Here is a 24159-nt window from a genome sequence, read left to right on the forward strand (position 1 = left end):
GCTACAAAAGCTAATTCCACGGCCTCCCTCGCCGTGTAGCGAGCTTCCGGTCCCGGCTCGCCCGCGCGCCGAGACCGGGAAAGGGATCGAGCCAGATCCGTTCGGCCGCAGGCTCATTCGGTGCGCTGTCCATCGGCAGTTCGCGGCGTCCGCGCTGCTCGAGCATGGTCAGGCACCGGTTCGTAGCGATCTTGTACAGCCACGGCCGGAACTTCTGCGGGTCGGTGAGATTCGCACGGGAACGCCAGGCGCGCAGCATCGCCTCTTGCAGGGCGTCGTCGGCGTCGTGCACCGAGCCGAGGAGTCGATAGCAGTGCATGTGCAACTCCGCGCGCAACGAGCCGACGAGCTGATCGAACTCGGCTCGATCGAATGCGGAATCGCCCACATTGTTCACCCTGCCGATCATGGCACACGGCCGCCACCTCGACAGTCCCCGAACGCGGGCTCGGAACAGGAGGCAGTACCGGCTCAGGCGTGGGGCGCTTCGGGGTCGGTCAACAGCGAGCGGGTCCATGCGTCGACAATCCAGTCGCGGAAGCGCTCTGCCGTCCAACGGCGTTCGCCGACAAGGAGCACCCAGTATTCGGTCGCGTTCATACTCCAGAGGATGTCGGCTACCTCGTCGTCGGACAGATCCTCGCGCAGCTGCCCCGTGCTGCGCAGATCGGCCGCGAACTCACGCATGTTGGCGGCCCGCCGATCGCCGATTTCGGCCCACACCCGGGCGCAGGACGCGTCGGTCGTCGCGGCATCGCGCAGGGCGAGGAAGATCGGCGCGAGCCGTTGCTGGATCGCGGCCAGCGCGTGGGCGTAGATCGCGATCTTGTCTTCGGCCGATGTCGCCTCGCCGATCGCGCGAACGTACTCCCGCTGCCGGGCCGGAATCGCTTGGTCCGTGCCGGAGAGCGCGGTCTCGACGAGTTCTCGGAGCAGCACGGGCTTGCGACCGATGGACGCATAGACAGTGTCGACGGAAACGCCGGCGTCCGTGGCGATCTCGCTCACGGTGGTGGCGGCGTACCCGTTCTGAACGAACAAGCGCCGCGCGGCGTCGAGGATCGCATGACGCGTATCCGCCGCCTGCGCGGCGCGCCGCGGAGCGTTGTATCGACGCTTGCCGACCTTGACGTTCTCGTCCATGGGCGCTTATCCTACCCAATATTGATCCGAACCTTATTCGGATCAATTCAGAAGGGATACGGCCATGGTCTACGCCTACATTCAAGACGTCCCTATCGGTGAGGAGCTCTACCGCCGGATCATCGAAGAGCTCGGCCCCGAGCCGCTCGACGGCTCGCTCCTCCATCTATGCGTGCGCCGCGCCGACGGCGGGCTGCGCTACATCGACGTGTGGGAATCCGAGGCGCACTGCTCTCGTGCCTTCGAAGATCGCATCCATCCCGCCGTCGACACCGCCTTCGCCGGTCACCGCCCGGGCGAGCCGGTGGTAGAGCATCTCGATGTCGTACACGCGACCGGCACGCTCATCGACGCGCAGACCATGTGATGAGCAGTCCCTACGATGCGTTGCGATGGTTCGTTGTCTGTGCGGCACTGGGCATGTCGGCCGCGTGCGCGAGCACATCGGACACCTCGACCGGGGTACCGGCATCTACCGCGAGTCTCCAGCCGACCGGCGACGGGTGCGGCGACGTCGATCAGATCAGGAACGCAGTCTCCGAGTTCGCCATCACCGGAGTCTCGATAACCGGCCAATGTACCGCCGTCACCATCGAGACTAATCTGGCCGACGATCCGACCAGTGCTCAGACCGCACTCCGAATCTGTACTGCGGCAGCGACTGTCGCCTACACCGAGGACGTGAACAGCGTCTCCGTTGTCTCCGCCGACGGGTCCGAACTCGCCGTCGGTATCAAAGGAGCACGCTGCATCGGAGATTGATCAGCCCATCGAGCAATGAGTTTTGCCGACCCTCGACGATCTTCGTGTAGAGGGCAAGCGGCTCGTACGGGTCGCGAGCCTGATCTCTGACATTCAGCATTTCCTGAAGTCGTTGTCAGCGAGTTATCTCATCCATGAGCATTCGTAGTGTGAGCGAATGCTTTTCGGGTGGCAGAGCGTCCAGCGCTGTCTGTGCGTAGACCACCCCGGCTTCGTGATCGCCAGCGCGGACGAGCATCAATCCGCGATGCATCTCCAGGTGGGTTTGAAAGCGTGGGAGGGTGGTCGGAAGCTCTCGCCGGGCTTCGTCCTGTGCGTTGACGGCTTCGGTCTCGTCACCGAGACGAGCGCGCAACAGGGATCGGAAAACACCTAGCCGCCAATGCGGCACGGCGTAGTCGGAGGCTTCGCCGTCTTCTGAACCGGCTCGGTCGAAGACCCTGCGACCCTCGAGGTCGAGGGCTCGCGCTGTGTCGGCGTCGCCCATGATGGCGGCGGCGTGAGCCTTGCCGTACAACGCGTTCAGCCGTCCCAGTGACGGCTGGTCGGAGATGGCTAGGGCTTGGTCGGCGAACATGTCAGCGCCGGGAAGCGACGCACCTTCGTAGCCCAGAGCGATAGCGGCCCGACCTCGGACCCAAACCCGAGTGTCGACGTCGCCGGAATGGTCGGCGGACTCAGCCGCCATCCGATACCAAGTCACCGCTTTCGATCCGTCCGAACCCGGAAAGGTTTTGGCGAACAACGTCATCAGCCGTGCGGCATGAGTCCACATCTGCGGGGTATCGCACTGCTGCTGAATCACCGCAAGGTCAATCGCTAGCCGCTGTTGAATCTCGGCTGCCCCGGATGTCATGTAGTCAGCTCCGTACCCGGTGAGCGTGTGGGCCCACCGGTCGACCGAGGGACCCGCGCCCCTCAGGCGTGCCGAGAACCCCTCGGCGAGCAAGTCGGAGGCGACAAGGGGGGCCACCGCGGTAGCGGCCATCGTGGATAGGAACTGTCGGCGTTGCACGGTATCGGACTCCATTACAGCAAGGGGCACATCTAAGACGGCGGCTAGGTGCCTGAGCCAGAACGGCGACGGCACCGACTTACACGACTCCCACCGACGCGAAATGTATTCCCGCGTAATCGGTTGCCCCGAGTGCTGCCCGAGTTCGTACGCAAGCAGGCTTTGCGACCACCCGCGCGCGTCTCGCAGATCGCGAATGAGCTTGCCCGTGTGCATGAACTCATGATGCCCCGGTACGGATCGGTTCGCTTGTGTGCCACTAGGAATGCCACCCCGTGGCACCAGCAATGCCACTGCCGCAAAACATCACTGAGCGGAACTCTGGACATCGGAGCGGGGAGAGGTCCCGTAGCCAACGGGCCGCCCAGGTAACTCGATCCCAGCCGGTTACCTGGGCAGGCTCGCCACCGAGCAGGAGGGGAATCGTGCTCCCACAGCGACAGCCCGATACGACGCGCCTACGCCCAGCCGAGGTAGCACCCCCGGCCGTGATCCGGCGGTTGCTCGAAGCGCTGGAACGGTTCGAGTGCCGGGAGCGGAAGTCGTCATGACGGAGCCAGTTCGACCTACGGTCGAGTCGTTGAACGAACGAGCCGCGCTCCGCTCTATGCGTGTTCGCTCATCCCCTGGAGGGTTCCAGCTGGAAAGCCCGTGGCGGGTTGTGGTCACGGGGACGTTGGACAACCTGGACGCCTATCTGACAGCCGAAGAGGAACGTGACGTTCAGAGCGTCGCACCTCCGGCTGTCGGTTTCAGTGCGGACCTTTGATGACGGTCGGCCTGGCGATCGCCTTCGCCGTTCCTGCGATTGTGCTCATAGCGGCAATCTTCTGGCCTGGCGACTAGCTGCGGTGTTTTTGCGCGCATCGAGGGCACCGACAAAACCATCGATTGCACGGAGTACGAGGACTCCGTCGCACTCGATACCTACGTCGACAGCCGGGTGGTCAGGTCGTCGATGTAGGTGCGGAAGAGCTCTGCCATGTCGACGCGCTCGGGGTCGAGGAGCCATTGCAGTTGGAGGCCGTCCATCATGGCCGAGATCTGGCGGGCTACGGCGCGGGTATCGATGTCGGGGCGGAAAGTGCCGTCGGTAACACCGCCATCGAGGGCGCCGGCCAGGTAGGTCTCCAGGATGCGGTAGCGATTGACTACCCAGGCGCGGGCGGGGTGGTCGCTGGTGACTGCTTCGCTGGTGACGACCGTGAAGAGTTGGACAAGGCCGGGGACGTGCATGTTGTGCTCGACCAGCTGGACCAGTTGTTGCAAGGCTTCTTTGCCGCGCAGTTGGCGGTTCATGCCGAGGCGGTCGTAGTCGAGGCGATCGCGGTAATCCAGGACCGCGGCGAGGAGGGCCGCCTTGTTCGGGAAGTAGTGCAGCAGGCCGGGCTGGGAAAGTCCGCAGCGCGTGGCGATGTCGGCGATGGAGGAGTTGTGGTAGCCGTTCTCGGCGAAGCTCCCGAGGGCCTGGTCGATGATCTGCGCGCGGCGGTCCTCGCCCCGTCTCCGGCGTTGGGGATGCGGCGTCATGAGCAGCGACAGTAGTCGAACGGGGGGACCAGCAAAACCGGCAAGATAACGAACAGATCACAGTACCGAGTGACCACTCGGTAGACTGGTTGTCCGCTGGCACACTCGTGCCAGCCGTACCGAGACGGGACGTGCGAGGAAGGACAGCCGATGACTCAGGGCACCGAGATGCCGATCGAATCGATCACGCTGCGAGGGGGTGCGGGTGCGCTCGCCGGATGGGAGGTCAACCCGCCCCTGGGTACGCCGAACCTCGGCACCGTGGTGCTGGTGCCGGGCTTCACCGGTTCCAAGGAAGACTTCGAACTCATGCTCCCGCTGCTCGCGGCCGCCGGTTATCGCGCGGTCGCCTACGACCAGCGCGGCCAATGGCAGTCCGAGGGGCCCGACGATATCGCCGGCTACACGATGGCCGATTTCGTCGCCGACCTGCGCGGTGTTGTCGATCAGGTCTCGCCGGACGCGCCCGTGCACCTGGTGGGGCACTCCTTCGGCGGCTACGTCTCCCGTGTCAGCGTGGTCGACGAGCCCACGCGATTCCGCAGCCTCACGCTGCTGGCCTCGGGCCCCTCCTCGGTCGAGGACATCAAGTTCTCGCCGCCACAGCTCGTGGCGCAGGTGGTGGAGTCCGCCGGCCAGGAGTTTCTCTGGCAGCAGATGAGCGATGCCATGGACGCCGCCGGGCAGACGCCGTCGCCCGAGCGCGCCGAATTCCTGCACAACCGGCTCGTGCAGACCAAGAAGGCGAACATCCTCGGCATTCTGAAATGCATGGAGACCCCGCCGCTGGCTGATCCCACCGCGCTGCGCGATGCCGGCCTGCCGTTGCTCATCGCCTACGGCGACACGAACGATCTGTGGGACCCCGAGGTCCACGAAAACTTCGCTCGCCAGCTGCGGGCCAAGACCGCGGTGTACCCGGGTATCGGACATGTGCCGAACGAGGATGTCCCCGCACAGGTAGCCGCCGATCTGGTGAACTTCTGGAAAGAGCTGGCATGAGCGACAACATCGAAGAGCTGCTGGAAAAGCTGGACCTGGAGGCCAAGATCCGGCTCATCTCCGGATCCAATGTCTTCCGCTTCGCCGGTGACGAGAGCATCGGCCTGACCGAGATGCCTGTCTCCGACGGACCCTCCGGTGTGCGCGGCGAGACCTGGGACGAGCGCGACCCCTCGGTGAGCCTGCCGTCCGGTTCGGCGCTGGGCGCCACCTGGGATCGCGAGCTGCTCGCCGAGATCGGTGGGCTCATCGCCGCCGAGGCGCGCCGCAAGAATGTGTACGCAGTGCTCGGCCCGACCATCAACCTGCACCGATCCCCGCTCGGCGGAAGGCATTTCGAATGCTTCTCCGAGGATCCGATGCTCACCGGTGAGATGGCAGCTGCCTATGTGACCGGCGTCCAGGATCACGGCGTCAGCGCGTGCCCGAAGCATTACGTGGCCAACGACTCCGAAACCGAGCGCTTCACCGCCGACGTGATCGTCGACGATCGCACCCTGCGCGAGCTGTACCTCTACCCGTTCGAACGATCCGTGGACGCGGGCGCGTGGATGATCATGGACGGGTACAACTCCGTCAACGGCGCCACCATGACCGAAAACCCGTTGCTGGACGAGCCTTTGAAGGGCGAGTGGGGCTTCGACGGCGTGGTGGTCTCGGACTGGACCGCCGTGCGCTCGACCGAGGGCGCCGCCAAAGGCACCGACCTGGCCATGCCCGGCCCGTGGGAACTCTGGGCCGCGCCACTGATCGAAGCGGTCCGTCAGGGTGAGGTTCCCGAGGCGGCCATCGACGAAAAAGTGCGCCGCATACTGCGATTCGCGCGGCGCGTGGGTGCGCTGAACGGGACCCCGCAGCAGCCACCGGCTTTCACCGAGGAGACCGCGCGTCGGCTCGTGCGTGACGCCGCAGCCAAGGCAATGGTGCTCGCCACCAACGACGGCGTGCTGCCGCTGGGCAAGCCCACCCAGGTCGCCCTGCTGGGCGCGGCCGCCGCGGAGCCGCGCTTCGGCGGCGGTGGCAGCTCGACAGTCGTTCCATCGCATACGAGTTCGCCGCTGCAGGGCCTGCGCGAGGTGCTGCCGGTGGTGTACACGCCGGGCGTTCACCTCAACGAGAACATGATCGCGGTGCCGCTGGATCTGGTCACCGATCCGGAGACCGGGACGGCGGGCGTGAACCTGCGCTTCCTCGACGGTGGGACGGTCCTGAATTCCGAGCACCGCACCGCGGGCAATCTCATGCTCTTCGGCACGCCCTTCGCCGTGCAGGCCAAGTCTTTCGAGATCCGTGGTCGCCTGCGCGCCGATGTGGCGGGGGAGTGGCGGATCGGCTATGCGGGTGTCGGCACGCTGCGTCTGGAGCTCGACGGTGAGACCGTGCACAACGAGACCGTCTTTCCCGAGGGCGGCGATCCGGTCGAGATGTTGCTGAATCCGCCGCAGCGCTGGGTCAGCCGCACCCTCGCCGAGGGCGAAGAAGTTGATGTGCTCATCGAACTGGTTCCCGCGCTCGATAAGGGTCTGCCCGCCATGGGCCTCACCTTCGGCATCGGTCGCCCGCGCCGCTCCGCCGACGAAGAGTACGCTGCCGCAGTGGAACTGGCGCGCACCTCCGAAGTCGCTGTGGTCGTGGTCGGAACCACCGAGGCGATCGAATCCGAGGGTTACGACCGCAAGGATCTGTCGCTGCCCGGCCGCCAGAACGAACTGGTGGCGGCGGTGGCCGCGGTGAACCCGCGCACGGTCGTTGTCGTCAATGCCGGTGCGCCGGTAGAGATGCCGTGGCGCGACGATGTCGCCGCCGTTCTGCTTTCGTGGTTCCCGGGCCAGGAATTCGGTGATGCGCTCGCCGATGTCCTCACCGGTGCGACCGAGCCCGGCGGCCGTCTGCCCACCACCTGGCCCAAGGTCATGACCGACGTGCCGGTTCTGGACACCAAGCCCGCCGCCGACAACTCCCTGCCCTACACCGAGGGCATTCACATCGGCTATCGCGCCTGGCTGAAATCCGGGGTGGCTCCGGCCTATCCGTTCGGGCACGGGCTCGGCTACACCAGTTGGGAACTGGTGGACCTGACCGTGAGCGGTCACACCGCCACCGTCATCGTCCGCAATATCGGCGAGCGTTCGGGCCGCCAGGTGGTGCAGGCGTACCTGTCGCGCGCGGACAGCGCCATCGACCGTCCGGTGCGGTGGCTCGCGGGCTTCGCCGCGGTCGAGGCCGGTGCGGGCGAAACCGTCACCGCCACCGTCGAATTGCCGCAGCGCGCCTTCGAGCACTGGACCGACCAGGGCTGGGACATCGAACCGGGCGCGTTCACCCTGCACGTCGGCACGTCGGTATCCGCACTCCCGCTCACCGCTGAAATCAGCTGATACACCCCCTCGTCTCTGTGGCGAGCCACCTCGTCGTCCCGGCCACGCAGTCCCGGGATGACGAGGTGGGCTGAGGCGAGGGACCTTCGCGTCGATCGTTCTCGATGAAGCCGCGGCGAACTTCCTGTTCACGCTTTCTCTCACACCCTGGATTTCACCGTGGCGAACACTGATGCCAATTTCTCTGTCGACGAAACACCTTCTACTGCAAACGCTCCCACCAAGGGCTTGCTGCCTCTTCTCTTCGTCGGCAATGCCGCGATGTACGCGCTGTACTCCGGTGTCGGTGGTGTGCTGCTGCCCCTGCAGATCGAGCACATCGACCCGGCGAACAAGATCGCCAACCTCGGACTAATCGCCGGTGTCGCCGCGGTCTTCGCCACCGTGTTCAACCCGGTCGCGGGTGCGCTGTCGGATCGCTCCGGCCGGCGCAATCCGTGGATTCTCGCCGGTGGCCTCGGCACGACCGCCGCTATGGCACTGCTCGGCAACATGCACACCGTGCTGCTGGTAGCCATCGCCTGGTGCGTGGGGCAGGCGGTGATGAATGTCTATCAGGCCGCCATCACCTCGGTCGTCCCGGATCGAGTGCCCCTCGAACGCCGTGGAACGGCCTCGGCGGCAGTCGGTCTCGGCGTCCCGCTGGGGTCGGTGATCGGCGTGGTGCTGGCCTCTGTCGTCGCCGACCGTTACAGCGCCGGTTATCTCGCCCTCGGCGTGCTGGTCGCCGTGGCGGCGGTGATCTTCACCGCCGGTGCGCGCGAACAACGAATGGCACCCAAACAGTCTGCGCCCCTGCGTGATCAGGCAACTGCCTTCTTGAGCGTGTTGCGCGAGCACGACTTCCGCTGGGCGTTCATCGGCCGTGCGCTGCTCGTCCTCGGTTACTTCTGCGTGGTCGGCTACCAGCTCTACATTCTGCAGGACCACATCCGGCTGCCGGAGGGCATGAGACCCGCTACCGCGGTAGCCATCCTCACGCCCATTTCCGCGGTGGGAATGACGCTGTCGACGATCGTCGGTGGCGTGCTGTCCGACCGGCTGGACCGGCGCAAACCCTTCGTGGCGATCTCCTCGCTGCTGGCGGCGGTGGCGCTGCTCATTCCGGTGTTCAGTCCGACCTGGGGCGGCATGCTCGCTTTCTCCGTGCTCAACGGCGTGGCCTTCGGCTGCTTCATGGCCGTTGACACCGCCCTGGTCACCATGGTGCTGCCCAAGGCCGAGGATGCCGCTCGCGACATGGGCGTGCTGAATATCGCGAGCGCGGGCCCGCAGATTCTCGGGCCGTTCGTGGCGTCGGCGGTGGTCAGCCTGGTCGGCTACGCACCGCTGTTCGTTCTGGGTGGTGTGCTCTCGGTGCTGGGGGCGCTCGCCGTCGCTCCGATTCGCTCCGTGCGGTGATCTGCGCACGGGCTTTCCGCCGACACTGCACGGCCCCGACCTCGTGGTGGGCGCGTTCGGCGGCGTCGAACAGCTCGCGAGTCTGAGCCGATTGAGCTCCGTGGAGGCGTAGATTCGGCATCGCTGCTGATCGTGAGCGTTCCTCGACGAAGGGATCTCTGTCATGAGCAAGTCGCCCCGGCATCGCCGATGCCGCAGAGCAGGTGCGGTGCTCGCGGTCGTGCTCGCCATCGCCGCGGGCGGCTGCTCTACGCAGGAGAAGTCCGACGGCTCCTCGCCGGTCGACAGTGCCGAAGCGGCGAAGATCGCCGACATCGTGCGCGCCAAGATGAGCGAACTCGACCTCAGTTCCGTGGTCTACGGCGCATGGCGAGGCGAGGATCGGATCGCTTTCGGGGCGCTGGGCGGATCACCGCTCGGTGTGCCCGCGACCACGGATATGCGATTGCGGGTCGGCCAGCCGATGGAACCCATGCTGTCCACGGTCCTGTGGCGACTCGACGGACAGGGCGTGCTGAAACTCGACGAACCCATCGCTCGCTGGCTACCCGATTTCCCCCGCGCCGACAAGATCACCCCGCGGATGCTCGCCGACAGCACCTCCGGGATCTCCGACTATGTGACCGAACCGGAGTTCCTGAAGATCTTCGGCGAGAACCCGATCCGCGAATGGACCGCACCGCAGCTGCTGGAGCGCGCCAACGCCCGCCCACCACTGTTCGAGCCCGGCACCAGCTTCGGCTACGCCCACAGCGATCTGGTCGTGCTCGGCGAAGTCCTGCAGAAGGCGGCAGGCAAGCCGCTGGGTGAGCTGATCGCCGAACACATCACCATCCCGCTGGGGATGCACGCCAGCACAGTAGTACTCAACCCGCAGATCGACGAACCGATCCTGCACGGCTACACCAACGAACGAAACTTCTTCGAAGACTCCACCTTCTGGAACCCCACCGCCTTCCTGCACAGCGGCAACATGAACTCCACCGTCGCCGATGTCGGGCGCTGGGTCCGTGCCCTCGGCACGGGCGAACGACTCACCCCCGACCAGTTCCAGCAGATGATGGGCCCGTCGACCGCGGGCCTCGGCCCCTTCACCACAGAGAAATACTTCGCCTTCGGCGTGGTCCATCTCGCCGACTGGCTGTTCATGAACCCGTCCTACGGCGGCTACGACGGCGTCGCCTTCTACGACACGAAAACCGAGACGACCGTCGTCGTCTACGCCACCCTGGGCCCGACGTCCAACTCGAACCAGAACAACGCCGTCGGCATCGGCACGGCGATCAGCACCCTCCTGGTCCCCGAGCGCCCACCGGCGGTTCCCTGAGCAGTCACCTGCTCGGATCCGCGCGCACGGTGGCCAGAACCTTCCACGCCTGCAACGCCGCACCGAGGTCGCGCACCGCGGCGGGATCGGTGAGGGAGCGGCCGGTGAGTTTCTCGATATGGCGAAGGCGATAGCGCACAGTATTCGGGTGCAGATAGAGGCGTTCGCCGGTGGCGGCCGCCGAACCTCCTGCGGCGAACCAGGTTTCGAGGGTTTCCAGCAGTCGGAGGCGGTCGTCGTGGGGGAGGGCGAGTAGCTCGCGAAGGCGCATGTCGACCATGTGCGCCGCCTCCAGTGGCGCGGCGGCGACCACCATGCCCAGCGGGTTGTCGTCGAATCGGGCGACACCGGCGGTGCGATCACCGAGACCGACCACCGCCAGCCGGGCGAAGTGCAGCGCCTGCGGGGTGTCGGTGAGCGACTCGTACGGTGGGCTCATACCGATGCGCGCCTGGTATTTGCGCAGCGCGGCCAGCGTGGTGGACTCCCGATTCGCCGGGAGCGCGAGGACGCCGATCTGCTGATCCGGCCGGAGCCGCCAGGCGGAGGTGATCTGCGCACGACGCAGCGTGGTCTCGATGCCGGGCAGTGCCTCCCGCCCCGCGACGCTGACCTCGGCGGCGACCACCACGTAGCGCCCACGCGGCGGCAACCCGAGGACGCGCGTGGCCTCACCGAGCGTGGTCGGATCGGCGATGACGCCGGTGAACAACGCCTCGACCAGCACCGACCGCTCGTGCTCACGCTGCAGCATGAGCTCCGAGCTCATCTCCCGGTACGCGGCCGCGACAGCGACGGAGTACTCGCCCGCCAACGCCCACACCTCGGCCGCCAGGTCGACCAGGACCGCGTCGGTGACCGCCGGATGACGTCTGGCCTCGGCGACCAGCTCCGACCACAGGAATTCGAACCCGATCCGGAAGGCGTGCAGGGTCTCGGCCAGTGGCACGCCCTGCTGGGCGCGCAACCTACCGGTCTCTTTCGGCGGCTCGGGATCCACCGGTTCGGCGGTGGTGAAGTGCTGCACCATCAGCGTCAGATTCCGGGTGCAGGAGGTGCGGATCGTGTCGAACGGCACCTGATTCTCGTTGCGGTAGGTCTCGAGTTCGTCGAGGAAGCGCTCGGCCAGCTGGAGCCCGAGTTCGTCGATGCGCGCGAGCAGCGCCGCGGCGACGTCGACGATCGGGCCTGGCGGCGACTTTCGAACCATTTCCGCAGCTTACCGGGGGTGCGATTGTTCCCGGGGACAATGCTCTCGCGGCGATGCTGTCCGGCGATCCATGGGATCGGCGTCACAGCGGTGCGACGATTTTCGCGATGTCGACCGCTATCGTCCCGAGGATCTGCCGATGCCCGCTCTGAGCGAGAACCTGCTGCACTCCGCGCTGCGCCACCCCCACCGGCCCGCGCTTCGCTCGGACACCACCGTGCTGAGCTACGACGAGCTCGAGGAGCGCACCGCGCGGGTCGCCGCGTTCCTGCACGACCGTGGCATCGAGCCGGGGGATCGGGTGGCACTGATGCTGCCGAACGTGCCGGAATTCGTCGTGCTGTACTACGGCATCCTGCGCTCCGGTGCGGTGGTGGTGCCGATGAACCCGCTGCTCAAATCCCGCGAAGTTGCCTATTACCTGCGGGATTCGGCGGCGGTGCTGCTGTTCGACTGGGTCGACGGACCCGGCGAGGGTCCGCATGGCGCGCGGGAAGCCGGGACGAAAGCGCTCACGATCGACGTCGACCTCCTGGCCGAACTGCTTGCCGGACACGACCCCCGCCGTGCCGATCACTCGAGCACCGCCGAGGAACCGGCCGTCATCCTCTACACCTCCGGCACCACCGGCACGCCCAAGGGCGCCGCGCTGTCGCACGCCGGATTGGTCCACAACGCCGACACCTACTCCACGACCGTGCTCGATATCGGCACCGACGACGTGATCCTGGGCTGTCTGCCGCTGTTCCACACTTTCGGCCAGACCTGCGCCATGAACGCGGCGATTCGCAGCGGCGCCTGCCTGACCCTGGTGCCGCGCTTCGAGCCCGCGGCGGTCTTCGAGGCGATCGCGCGCGATGGTGTCACCGTGTTCGCCGGTGTGCCGACGATGTATTCGGCGCTGCTGCACGACCCGGGCGCCGCCGAGGCCGATGTCTCGACGCTGCGCCGCTGTGTCTCCGGCGGCGCCTCGCTACCGGTGGAGCTGTTGCACGGCTTCGAAAAGCGTTTCAGCTGTGAGATTCTCGAAGGATACGGGTTATCGGAGACCAGTCCGGTGGTCGCGTTCAACCACGCGGGCAGGCCACGCAAGCCGGGCTCGATCGGCACACCGATCCGTGACGTCGAGGTCGAACTCGTCGACAGCATCGACGGAATCGGCGAGATCGCGGTGCGCGGCCCCAACGTGATGCTGGGGTACTGGCGCCGTCCCGCCGACACCACCGCGGCAATCCCCGACGGCTGGTTTCGCACCGGTGACCTCGCCCGCCGCGACGAGGACGGCTACCTCTACATCGTCGACCGCAAGAAGGACATGATCATCCGCGGCGGCTACAACGTGTACCCCCGCGAGATCGAGGAGGTGCTCTACGAGCACCGCGAGATCGCCCAGGCCGCCGTCATCGGGATCGCCGACGCGCATCTGGGCGAGGAGATCGTGGCCGCCGTCGCCCTCCGTGTCGGCGCGACCACGACCGGCGAGCAGATCCAGGAATTCGTCCGCGACCGGGTCGCCGCTTACAAGTACCCGCGGCAGGTGTGGGTTCTCGACGCCCTGCCGACCGGGCCGACCGGCAAGATTCTCAAACGCGCCATCAGCCAGCGCATCACAGAGGAGTGATTCATGTTCTGCTATCTCAGCAGTGACGGCACGACCATCCACGTCCGGTCCTGGCTGCCCACCGGCGACGATGTCACCGGCGTGGTCCAGATCGCGCACGGCATGGGCGAACACAGCGCGCGCTACAGCCATCTCGCCGAACGGCTCGTAGCGCTGGGCTACGCCGTCTACGCCGCCGACCATCGCGGACACGGTCACAGCATGGCCGGCGCGCCCGGCGACCTGGGCGACAACGGCTGGAATCTGCTCGTCGAGGACATGGCCGCGCTCACCACGATCCTGCGCGAAATCCACCCCGAGCGGCGAGTGCTGTTGTTCGGGCACAGCCTCGGCTCGTTCGCGGTCCAGCAGTACCTGCTCGATCACGACGCGCTGGTCGACGCCGCGGTCCTGTGTGGCACCACCGCGGTGGACGAACTGTTCGTCGAGATCGCCGCCGCCGAAGGTGATCTGCTCGGCCTGTTCAACCGTCGGTTCCAGCCGACCCGCACCCCCGCCGACTGGCTCAGTCGCGACGAGGCTCAGGTCGATGCCTATCTGGCCCACCCATGGTGCGGATTCGAGATCGATGCGGTCAATATGGCCTTGTTGGCGAAGCTGGGCAACGAACGGCTCGCCCGGCCTCGCGGCATCAGGACAGACCTGCCGCTGTATGTCATGGTCGGCGGCAGCGACCCGCTCAACGACGGTGCGCGACTGAGTGATCTGCAGGTCCAGCGCTACCGCGATGCCGGGCTCACCGACATCACCTACCGCATCTACCTGAACGCGCGCCACGAGATCCTCAACGAGACCAACCGCGACGAGGTGGAGAACGAACTCCTCGCGTGGATCTCACGGGACTCTGTGCAGGCGGTCTAGGCGTCACGCCGGCCGGTGATGTGCCTCGATCCGCACCGCTACGGCACCTCGGTGTCGATACCGGAGTGCCGTAGCCGGTCACGATCGCTTTCGTCGCGGAACTCAGTGCACAGCAGCGACTTCCGGCGCGGAAACCAGGCTGAGCAGTGCGTCGACGAGGGTGTCGATCAAGGCGTCCGCGCGTTCGGACGACAGCAGTCCCTCGATATAGCCGAGGTTCAGCGACAATTCGTCGGTGCCGTGGCCGACGGTCAGCATCATCAGGCCGCTGATCGACATGCCGGAGACGACCTCGGCGCCGGAGACCTCCCACTCACCGATGCGGGCGGGAAAGTCGCGGGTGTCGACGAAGGTCAGGCACAGGTTGCCCGGTCCACGAGCGTCCAGCAGGCCCACGACCTTGTCCGGTTGCGCCGGTGTTTTGGGCAGCATGAAGCCGATTCCACCCAGGTTGGCCAGGTGCTGACGCTGTTCGATACGACTCGCGAAGTCGGTGGCGAAGTCGGTGGCGGTCTTCCAGAGCGGCTGTCCTGCCGGTGTCGGCAGCGCGATCATCGCCTGGTAGGCGCCGGTGTGGGTGGCGTCGAGCGGTCGCTCGAGTTGCTCGCGGAACAGCACCGAGACACCGACCGGGAAGTGGGCGTCCGGCGCGCCGGCATCGTTTCCCGCCGCGCGGGCGAGTGCGGCGGCGACCACACTCGACAGCGGTACGTCGTGTTCATCGCAGGCGGTCAGGAGCGCTCGGTACTGGCTTCCGTCCACTACCCGCCGCGTGAGCGAGGTGAAACGCTGCGTGGGTGCGACTTCGGCACCGGCACCGACCCGCACCGGCTTGACCCGCAGATCGCGCAACCCATCGGCCGCCAGCCGGGCGATGGCCTTGCGCTTGCCCCGCCAACCTTGGAAAGGCCGGGGGAACAGGGCTTCTGGGGAGGGTGGCGCGGGCACCTCGGCGACCCAGCCATCAGCTTCGGCGGCGAGTTCGAGCACCTGCCGGGCGAACGACAGCACGGTTACCGCGTCGGCGATGGTGTAGGTGGAGGTCAGCACCAGGTCGTGGACGCCGGGCGCGGCGGTGACCAAGGTGGCGCGCAGCAGCGGTGCCGCCGGGTCGAATCGTGTCCGCAACTCGGTGTCTGCCTCGGCGGTCCAGTCCCCGGATGTCACTTCGCGCAACGGAATCGGTCGCATCGCGACCGGAACGAAGCGTGGCCGGCGGCCGTCCTCGCTGCGCACCACGGCGCGCAGCATCGGATGCCGCCGAGTCAGGGCGGCCAGCCCGGTGCGGACCGCGTCCGCGTCGAGATCGCCGGTGACGCGCACCCGCGACACGATGTGCAGCGGCGCCACCTGGTCCACGGTCCAATGCCAGCGTTCGAGGGTGGACAACGGCCGGGGCAGCGTGGCGACCGGTTCGGGATCGCCCAGGCCGGGCCAGGTCATCGGTTCGGCCAGACTGGCCTGCAGCTTCGCCTCGTTGCCCTTGGCGATGAAGCCGTCGCGAACGACGATCAGCGCGCGATTGCGGGTCTGTTCGAGGCGGCCCAGCTTGCGGGATCCGTCGACGAGCATCGTGGTGCGCGGAATCCGCCGCTGTTCGTAGACCCGCAGCGCGGTGCGGGCGTCGTCGTGGGTGGCCAGCGCGTGCGCGAGCACCACCGCGTCCTCGATCGCCGAGTTCGCGCCTTGGCCCAGGCTGGGCAGCATCGGGTGGGCGGCGTCGCCGAGCAGGGTCACCCGACCGCTGCCCCACTCGGTCAGCGGCGGCCGGTCCTGAGCGGGCAGCGCGAGAATGTCGGATTCCGGCGTGGCGGTGATGATGTCGATGATCTCCGGTGCCCAGCCCGCGAATCTGCTGAGCAGATCGTCCTTGCCGTGCTGCCAGTCGGCGGCTTGCTCGGCGGTGGTGGTCAGGGTGGCCCACCAGTAGACATTGCCGTGCCCGATGTCGTGGATGCCGAAGCGCATGCCCCTGCCCCAGTAGTGGATCGAGGCGCCCGGCTCGATCGCCGGGTGTGCGAACGGCACCAGCGCCAGCCAGCACACGAACTTGCCCGGCCGTGGCGCCTCGGTGCCGTGCAGCTGGGCGCGGATCGCGGAGTTGATGCCGTCGGCGCCGATGAGTACATCGGCGCTGAGGGTGCGGCCGTCGGCGAACTCGACCTGCACCGCGTCGGCGGTCTCGGTGAAGCCGACCGCCTCGGCGCCGAGTTCGACCCGTAGATCGTCGCCGCATGCCGCCAGCAGCACATCGTGGAGGTCCTTGCGGGCGAGTGCGACTGCGGGAGCGCCCAATTCGGCGTCGATCGCGGTTACGTCGACCCGTCGCATGTCCGAACCGTCGGGTCGGCGGAAGGTGAACGATCGAGCCTGTCCGCCGACGCGCAACAGCTCCTCGTCGATGCCGAGGTCGAGCGTGCGCAGTGCGTTCATGGCGTTGGACTGCACCGACAGGCCGAATCCGGCCGCGCGCAGTTCCGGGCCGCGCTCGCACAACACGACATCGATTCCGGCCCTGCGCAGGGCCGCGACGGCCGTGAGACCGCCGATGCCTGCGCCGACCACCAGTGCCGATTTCACGGGAGAGTTCACTGAAATTCCTTGCTGTGTAGCGGGATTCGACAGGGTCATGATGCGGTCGCCGCCGCTTGTTCGAGCAATCGAGTGAGTCGGTCGGCTACCTCGGCGACATGAGGGGACTGGATCAACGTCAGGTGATCACCCGGCACCTCGATCACCTCGAGATGGCCTGTCGCGTAGGCCTCCCAGCCGTTGGTGGGATCGCGATGCAGGGTGCCCGCCCGGTCGTGGGCGGGACGGAGCACCTGCGGCAGCGGCTCCGCGGCGCGGAGCAGGGTGATGTCACCGTCGTAGGCCTGTGGCCGGTAGGCGTCGATCGCTCGCCACCCTGCCACGAACACCTCGAACAATCGTCGGACCAGCGCACGGGACCCGGTCGGCGGTAGCACGCCTGCTTCGACGGCGGTGGCGAGGATGAAATCGAAGACGGCGTCGTCGGTGTCGAGCTCCTGCGGGATCTCGATCACGGCGGTGTCGGCGCCGCGCGCCAGCCACAGCAACTCCCACAGGAAGAACTCGTAGAGCGCGTGCTCGGGCACCGGCATGCCGTCGCCGTGGCGCACGGTCATCGTGTCGATGAGTGCCAGCGTGCCCACCTCGTGACCGGCCTCGGCCAGTTGGCGGGCCATTTCGAAGGCGACCATCCCGCCCAGTGACCAGCCGCCCAGGTGGTAAGGCCCCGACGGTTGGACGCGGCGCAGCGCGGCGATGTAGTTGCTCGCCATCTCCGCGATGGACTCGGCCGGGGTGCTTCCCGTCTCCAGACCCGCGGCCTGGAGGCCGTACAGCGGCTGGTCATCGGGCAGGTATCTGCTCAATTCGAGGTAGCAGAGCACATTTCCGCCGATCGGGTGCACGAGGAACAGCGGCGTCCCGGTACCCGGTCGCAGGGGCACCAGCGGATCGAATCCCACCTCGGCCCGTTCGTCGAGCTGCGCGGCCAGCGCGGCCACCGTGGGACCGGTGGCCAGGGTGGAGACCGGCAGGGACACTCCGTAGCGCTGTTCGATGGACACGATCAGCCGCATGGCGGTGAGGGAGGTGCCCCCGAGAGCGAAGAAGTCGTCGTGCACGCCGATCTCGGGCAGGCCGAGCGCTTCGGCCATCAGTGCCGCCAGCCCTGATTCGGCGGGTGTGCGCGGGCGAACCCGACCCGCCGAGGTAGCGGCGGGCAGTGCCATGCCTGCCAGGACGGCGTCGGCGCGCTTGCCGCTCGGTGTCAGCGGCATCGCGTCGAGCCAGACCAGACGATTGGGAATCATGTAGTCCGGCAACCATTCCCGCAGCGCGGCAGCGATCTCCGATTCGTCGATATCGCCGCGGGAGCCGACCAGGAAAGCCACCAGCAGCGTCTGTGCGCTGGAAGTCCCCGCAGCGGTGTGCGCCACTACGGCGACCTCGCTGACGCCGGGTAATTCCGCGGTGACGCGGTGCAGCGCCAGCTCTACCTCCATCGGCTCCACCCGATGGCCGCGAATCTTGACCTGGCCGCCGCGCCGGCCGTCGCTGATCACCGCACCGCTGGGCAGCCTGCGGCCGATATCGCCGGTGCGATAGAGCCGACTCCCCGGCGCGAACGGGTGTGGCACGAAGGCTGCCTCGGTGAGATCGGGCCGGTGCTCGTAGCCGTCGGCGAGTGCGGCTCCACCGAGATAGATCTCGCCGGGCACGTTGTCGGGCACCGGGCGCAGCCGGTCGTCGAGGACGAGGATCTCCACCCCGTCGATGGCGGTGCCGATCGGTGGCAGCGCCGGGAACAGCGCCGGGTCGCCCGTCATGGTGTATCGGGTGGCGACATGGGTTTCGGTGGGACCGTACTGGTTCTCCAGCAGCACGTCGGTACCAGCCGCGCACAGCGCCCGGATCTCGTCGGTGACGCGCAGTTGCTCGCCGGCGGAGATGATCACCCGCAGCCCGGCCGGTGCCGTGCCGAGCCGGATCGCGGCCTCGGCCAGCTGCTGCAGGGCCACGTAGGGCAGGAAGATCCGTTCGGCGCCGGTGCTCGCCAGCAGTCGTGTCAGCGCGGGCAGATCGCGGCGCTGCTCCTCGCTCAGCAAGATGAGGCGTCCGCCGCCACACAGCGTCGAATAGATCTCCTGAAACGACACATCGAACGACAACGGGGCGAATTGTGTTGTCGCCGGTGCGGGCAGAGAGCCGCTGGCGGTCGAGAGCTGCCAGCGGATCAGATTGGCCAGCGCGCGATGTGGCATGGCCACGCCCTTCGGCGTCCCGGTGGAGCCGGAGGTGAACAACACGTACGCGGTGGCGTCGAGATCGCCCGTCGGCAGTGCGACGGTGTCACCCGGAGTGATCAGTTCGTCGACGGTGAGTCGCGAATACCGTGGTGGCACCAGGGTTTCGTGGCCCGCGCCGGTGATCACCGCGAACGGCCGCGCCTGTTCGAGCATCGCGTGCAGACGCGAGGGCGGATATCTGACATCGAGCGGTACGCAGGCCGCGCCCGCCTTGGCGATGCCGAGCAGCGTCGCGATCTGTTCGGGCGATCGGTCCAGTGCTATCGCGATGCGATCGCCCCGGCGTGCCCCGCGTGCCACCAGGCTCGCCGCGACGCGGTCGGCAACCGACAGCAATTCCGCGTAAGTCATGGTCCAGCCGCAGAATTCGACGGCGACCGCATCAGGGGTGCGGGCCGCGCAGGCATCGAACAGTTCGATCACCGTGCCGGGTGCGGGCGCGGCGACCAGTGGTTGCGGGGCAGGGCCCAGCGAGCCGAAGTCCACCGTGGCCGAGGGTTCGCCGGTGAGCAGGTCGAGGACCCGCAGGTAGGTCTCGCCGATGCTGACCAGTTGATCGCGGGTATAGGACGCGGGGTCGCCGTCGACGCGCAGCGCCAGCGTTCCGTCGAGCGGGTTGCGGACGGCGTTGATCAGCAGGGCGAAATTGGTGTCCTCGCGAATGTCGATGCCGAGCAGGGTCACGTCCAGCGCGTCAATGGCCGCGCCCGCGGCATGGAAATGCACGTAGTTGAAGGCGGTGTCGAGGACGACGCCCACCTCTCGCTGGATGTCGGTGAGCGGGAACCGCTTGTGCTGTGCGCTGTTGCGCTCGCGCTCGAAGACACCGGTCAGCACCTCGCGCCCACTGCGGCCGGTGAAGTTCAGCCGCAGTGGCATCGTGTTCAGGAACAGCCCGGCCATGCGCTCGGCATCGATGCGCTCGGGCCGCCCGTGGGTGACGACGCCGGTGGTCACATCCGTGCGACCGGACAGCAGGCCCACGGTGCACAGGTGCGCGGCCAGCAGGACCGCCTTGACCGGGATATGCGCGGCGGCGGCCACCGCGTCGGCGCGGGCCAGCAGATCGGCGCCGACCGGAACCGACACCGAAACACGCGCCTGCGGCGGACCCACGGGCGGCGTCGCATCGACGGGAACGTGGGGACGCGATCCGGGGACGCGGATCGTCTCCGCGCCCTCCAGTTCCCTTGCCCAGTATTCCCGGTCGGCCGGATCGCCCAGCGAATCACGCTCGGCACGAACGTATTCGGCGAAGGAAGGGAGTTCGGCGGGGAAGGTGCCCGCGCCCCGATAGTCCGCCAGCAGTTCCGAGATCAGCGTCGCCACACTCCAGCCGTCGAGGATGGCGTGGTGGAACGAGAGCACCAGCTCGACCCGGTCGGCGAGCCGGAACACCGCGAGATCGAATAGGCCCGGCTGCTCGAAGACGTACCGGCGCAGGCGTCGTTGCTCGACATGGTCGCGAATCGAGGCGCCGGCCTCGTCGGCGTCGGTCGTGCGCAGGTCGATGATCGTCAGTGGCGGATCGAGGTGGGCGTGCACGAGTTGCAGTGGCTCGGAGTAGTCGGCGAGCTCGAAGGAGGTGCGCAGCATCGGGTGCCGGGCGACCGATCGCCGCAGTGCGGCGCACAAGGCGGCCTCGTCCCACGGCATCCGTAGCGAATACCGGAAGACATCGTGGTAGAGCGATGATTCGGCGCGTTCGCGGCTGTGGAACAGCATGCCGAGCTGCAATCTGGTCAACGGGTACGCGTCCACCACGTGCGGTAAGCGGGCCCGGTCGATACCGGCCACCAACTCGAACGGTGCGAGGGCCGCGGCGGCGACAGCGCCGGTGCCCGCCCGCTCGGCCAGTTCGGCGATGGTGGGGCATTCGGCGATGTCACGGGCGCTGATCACCAGCCCCCTGGCCTCGGCCCTGGCTCGCACGCGCAGCAGCAGGATCGAGTCGCCGCCGAGGTCGTAGAAGTTGTCGAACACCGAGACCGACTCTCGGTCGAGCACCTCGCGCCAGATGAGCGCCAACTGTTCCTCGACCGGTGTCCGTGGCGCGGTGTGCCCGCCGGTCGGGTTCTCGGCGGTGATCGCGGCGAGTGCGGCGCGGTCGGCCTTCCCGCTCGGGGTCAGCGGAATCGCGTCGACCCGAACGAACAGCGACGGAATCATGAACTCCGGCAAGGTCTTCGCCAAGGCCGCACGCAGCGCGGCGGGCTCCGGTGCGGAGGCCGCCACACAATAGGCGGCCAGATAGGTGGCACGCTCCGGCGACTGACGGTCGATGACCGTGGCCGCGGTGATGCCGGGCAGTGCGGCCAGCGCGTTCTCGACCTCGCCCAGCTCGACCCGGTTCCCGCGGATCTTCACCTGCCGGTCGATGCGGCCCAGATACTCCAGTTCTCCGTCGGCGAGGCGGCGAGCCAGATCGCCGGTGCGATACATCCGCTCGCCCGGATGGAAGGGGTCGGCGACGAACTTCTCCGCCGTCAGTTCCGGGCGGTCGCGGTAGCCGCGCGCCAGACCGGCTCCGGCGATGCACAATTCGCCCGCGACGCCGACCGGCTGGGGCTGGTCGGCGGGGCCGAGCACATACAGGCGGGTGTTGTCGATCGGTCGGCCGATCGGCACCCGGGTCACCGTGTGGGCCGGGTCGACGGGGCAGTCGTAGTAGGACACGTCCACGGTGGCCTCGGTCGGGCCGTACAGGTTGACCAGCCGGGGCGCGGTGGCACCCAGTCCGGCGAAAGTCTGATTCCACCGGTTGACCTGATGGGGGAGTAGCGCTTCACCGCTGCAGAACACCGTCCGCAGTCCGGCGGCCCTGTCCACCGCGGTCGGGTCGGATTCCAGCAGATCCAGAAACGGCGTCAGCATCGACGGCACGAAATGCATGACCGTGACGCCGAAGTCGGCGACAGCGGCGAGTAGTTCGCGGGGATCCTTCTCGCCACCGGGCCGCAGCAACGCCACCTGAGCGCCCTCGACCGCCCACCAGAACAGCTCCCACACCGACACGTCGAACGAGGACGGCGTCTTCTGCAAGATCACATCCGTGGGGCCGAGCGGATACTGCCGCTGCATCCAGCCGATGCGATTGAGCACCGAATGATGCTCGACTACAACACCTTTGGGTTTACCGGTGGAGCCGGACGTGTAGATCACGTAGGCCGGGTCCGAGCCGGTGGGGACCGGAGTCCGCGCCGGTGTGTCCGTCGACCAGTTCTCCGGTGACAGCACGACTGCTCCGCTGGACAGCTCGGCGTCGGTCAGCACCACCTTGGCGGCGCTGTCGGCCAACAGGTAGGCGATCCGGTCGGCGGGGTAGCCGGGATCGATCGGGACGTAAGCGGCTCCGGCGTGCAGGGCGGCCAGGATCGCGACGAGCATGTCCGGACCGCGCTCGAGCAGCACCGCGACCAGATCGCCCGCCTCGACGCCGGAATCGCGGAGCACGCCGGACAGGGCGGCGACACGCTCGGTGAGAGCGCGATAGGTGATCGTGGCACCGGTCGCGGTGTGTACCGCGACCGCGTCCGGCGTGCGCTCGGCCTGAGCGGTGATCCGGGCGATGACGGTGCTCTTGTCCGCGTAGGGGCGCGCCGTCGCGCGAGCGCGGTCGACCAGCAGGTCGTGCTCGGGCGCCGACACCATCGGCAGCAGCGACGGATCGGTGTCGATGGCGTCGATCCCGGCCTCCAACAACGCGATCAGGTGATCGGCGACCGACTCGATCGGGTAGTCGACATCGAAGATGTCGGCGGCGTGATCGAGCCGGATCAGCAGCGGCCCGTCGTCATCGATCTCGGAGATCGTCCAGGCCATGGCCAGTGGGCTGTACCCCTGCGAGGGTGTCCGCACCTCCTCGAGCCCGTCGATCAAACCGGCGGCCGAGGGCAGGCGCGGATAGGCGACCGTCACATCGAACAGCTGTCTCGCCGGGTTGCCGAGGCGACGCAACTCGCCCATGAGATCGCCGAGCGGATAACGCTCGTGCTGCTTCAGTCGGCGCACATCGGCTTTCACCGTGGACACCAATTCGCGCAGGGTGCGATGGCCCGCTGTGCGGATGGGCAGCGGAAGAGTGTTGGCGAAGTTACCGATGGTGGCCTGCTCGGTGGGGTTGACACGATTGCCGAAGGGGATGCCGATGGCGATCTCTTCGGCGCGCAGGGTCCGCGACAGGTAGAGGCCGAGCATCGCACAGAAATACGGGTACAGCGACAGGCCGGCCTCGCGAATTCGGTTGACCAGCGAGCGATCCAACGTGAACTCGTAGGCTGTGACCGGTGCCAGCCCATCGGTGGCGCGGGGCCGGTCGAACAGTGCGGGGGTGACGGTGTTCAGCCCACCGACCACAGCGTCGCGGTCGAGGAGGTACTGATCGCTCGCCCGATAGTCACGTTCGAACGGTAGGCACCCCAGAAACGACGACCCCGGCAGTTCGATCGGATTGCCCGCCATCGTGGTGGCGTAGTCGGTGAGGATCTGGGCGCCGATGTGGAACAGCCCGGTCGCGTCGGCGGCGACGTGGTGGGTGGTCAAGACGAGGTAGGAGGACTCCGCGCCGGCGCGGATGACGTGCGCCCGGAAGGGCACCGCCCCGGTGAGGTCGATCGCCGAACCGGTGAGGAGCTCGATTCGACGCTGCGCCTCGGCCCGCGGATCGGGGGCGTCGCCGACGTCGATCACCTGGACCGGCGGCATCGGTTCGGTCGAGAGTTCCTGGTAGGGAACACCGTCGAGGACGCGGTACCGCAACCGGAGGCCGTCGTTGCGTGCCCAGGTCCGCTCGATCGCGGCGACCATCGCGGCGACATCGACGGCGAGGGAGAAGCGGCCGACCACGTTGGAGAGATAGCTGGGCAGACCGGGAAAATGTTCCACGATCGTCCAGATGTCGCGCTGATAGGCGGTGAGCGGATAGCGCATGGAAACGGACATGGATGTACCCCTGAGGTGAAGAGCTGAAATGTGCTCGATCGCGCGGCGCTGCTGCGATCCGAATTCCGTCCGGTGGCGATCTTCGCCCGGCTGATCGGGCGATTTCACGAGTGGTCCGTGCGCCCAAACG

15 protein-coding genes are annotated in these 24159 nt (G+C 67.3%); 8 read left to right on the forward strand and 7 right to left on the reverse strand.

Annotated elements, in window-relative coordinates; genetic code table 11:
- Window positions 1-10 precede the first annotated feature (10 nt).
- Together OHS03_RS06980 and OHS03_RS06985 are read right to left on the reverse strand one after the other, a co-directional pair.
- On the reverse strand, window positions 11-388 hold the full coding sequence (locus OHS03_RS06980; protein WP_328661671.1) for a sigma factor: 378 nt from the start codon (window positions 386-388) through the stop codon (window positions 11-13).
- An 83-nt stretch (window positions 389-471) separates the two neighbouring features.
- Window positions 472-1143 carry a TetR/AcrR family transcriptional regulator gene (locus OHS03_RS06985; RefSeq protein WP_328661672.1) on the reverse strand — a complete coding sequence of 224 codons (672 nt, stop codon included), beginning with the start codon at window positions 1141-1143 and terminating at the stop codon, window positions 472-474.
- A gap of 64 nt (window positions 1144-1207) precedes the next feature.
- Here OHS03_RS06985 and OHS03_RS06990 point away from each other — a divergent pair, with 64 nt between their 5' ends.
- Together OHS03_RS06990 and OHS03_RS06995 are read left to right on the forward strand one after the other, a co-directional pair.
- Window positions 1208-1510, forward strand: coding sequence for a hypothetical protein (locus tag OHS03_RS06990; protein ID WP_328661674.1), 303 nt, complete (start codon window positions 1208-1210; stop codon window positions 1508-1510).
- Window positions 1510-1905, forward strand: coding sequence for a hypothetical protein (locus OHS03_RS06995; RefSeq protein ID WP_328661676.1), 396 nt, complete (start codon window positions 1510-1512; stop codon window positions 1903-1905). The genes OHS03_RS06990 and OHS03_RS06995 overlap by 1 nt, the downstream gene beginning before the upstream one ends.
- A 115-nt stretch (window positions 1906-2020) precedes the next feature.
- Here the strand turns inward: OHS03_RS06995 and OHS03_RS07000 are convergent, their stop codons facing one another.
- Window positions 2021-2761, reverse strand: a complete 741-nt coding sequence (locus tag OHS03_RS07000) for a DNA-binding protein (protein ID WP_328661678.1) — start codon at window positions 2759-2761, stop codon at window positions 2021-2023.
- Between the two features lie 1086 nt (window positions 2762-3847).
- Window positions 3848-4450 carry a TetR/AcrR family transcriptional regulator gene (locus tag OHS03_RS07005; protein ID WP_063003825.1) on the reverse strand — a complete coding sequence of 201 codons (603 nt, stop codon included), beginning with the start codon at window positions 4448-4450 and terminating at the stop codon, window positions 3848-3850.
- Between the two features lie 96 nt (window positions 4451-4546).
- On the opposite strand from OHS03_RS07005, the gene OHS03_RS07010 reads away from it, so the two are divergent.
- From OHS03_RS07010 to OHS03_RS07025, 4 genes are all read left to right on the forward strand, one after another.
- Window positions 4547-5452: an alpha/beta fold hydrolase gene (locus OHS03_RS07010; RefSeq protein WP_328664116.1), complete on the forward strand. Its 906-nt coding sequence runs from the start codon at window positions 4547-4549 to the stop codon at window positions 5450-5452.
- Window positions 5449-7830: a beta-glucosidase family protein gene (locus OHS03_RS07015; protein ID WP_328661680.1), complete on the forward strand. Its 2382-nt coding sequence runs from the start codon at window positions 5449-5451 to the stop codon at window positions 7828-7830. The genes OHS03_RS07010 and OHS03_RS07015 overlap by 4 nt, the downstream gene beginning before the upstream one ends.
- 228 nt (window positions 7831-8058) lie before the next feature.
- Entirely contained in the window at window positions 8059-9231 is a 1173-nt protein-coding gene (locus tag OHS03_RS07020) for an MFS transporter (protein ID WP_328661682.1), read from the forward strand.
- A 163-nt stretch (window positions 9232-9394) separates the two neighbouring features.
- Window positions 9395-10558, forward strand: a complete 1164-nt coding sequence (locus OHS03_RS07025; RefSeq protein WP_328661684.1) for a serine hydrolase domain-containing protein — start codon at window positions 9395-9397, stop codon at window positions 10556-10558.
- 4 nt (window positions 10559-10562) lie between these two features.
- Here the strand turns inward: OHS03_RS07025 and OHS03_RS07030 are convergent, their stop codons facing one another.
- Window positions 10563-11768, reverse strand: coding sequence for a PucR family transcriptional regulator (locus OHS03_RS07030; protein WP_328661686.1), 1206 nt, complete (start codon window positions 11766-11768; stop codon window positions 10563-10565).
- A gap of 139 nt (window positions 11769-11907) precedes the next feature.
- On the opposite strand from OHS03_RS07030, the gene OHS03_RS07035 reads away from it, so the two are divergent.
- The gene (locus OHS03_RS07035) at window positions 11908-13389 is read left to right on the forward strand and encodes a long-chain-fatty-acid--CoA ligase (protein WP_328661687.1); all 1482 of its coding nucleotides are present in this window, start codon (window positions 11908-11910) and stop codon (window positions 13387-13389) included.
- A 3-nt stretch (window positions 13390-13392) separates the two neighbouring features.
- Window positions 13393-14250 carry an alpha/beta hydrolase gene (locus OHS03_RS07040; RefSeq protein WP_328661689.1) on the forward strand — a complete coding sequence of 286 codons (858 nt, stop codon included), beginning with the start codon at window positions 13393-13395 and terminating at the stop codon, window positions 14248-14250.
- Window positions 14251-14352: 102 nt separating this feature from the next.
- Here OHS03_RS07040 and OHS03_RS07045 read toward each other — a convergent pair whose 3' ends face one another.
- Together OHS03_RS07045 and OHS03_RS07050 are read right to left on the reverse strand one after the other, a co-directional pair.
- A complete protein-coding gene (locus tag OHS03_RS07045; protein ID WP_328661692.1) occupies window positions 14353-16842 on the reverse strand; it encodes an FAD-dependent monooxygenase in 2490 nt (829 codons plus the stop codon).
- A 35-nt stretch (window positions 16843-16877) separates the two neighbouring features.
- A complete protein-coding gene (locus OHS03_RS07050; protein ID WP_328661693.1) occupies window positions 16878-24029 on the reverse strand; it encodes a non-ribosomal peptide synthetase in 7152 nt (2383 codons plus the stop codon).
- Window positions 24030-24159 lie beyond the last annotated feature (130 nt).

This window comes from Nocardia salmonicida (genome assembly GCF_036142455.1).
GTDB lineage: Bacteria > Actinomycetota > Actinomycetes > Mycobacteriales > Mycobacteriaceae > Nocardia > Nocardia salmonicida.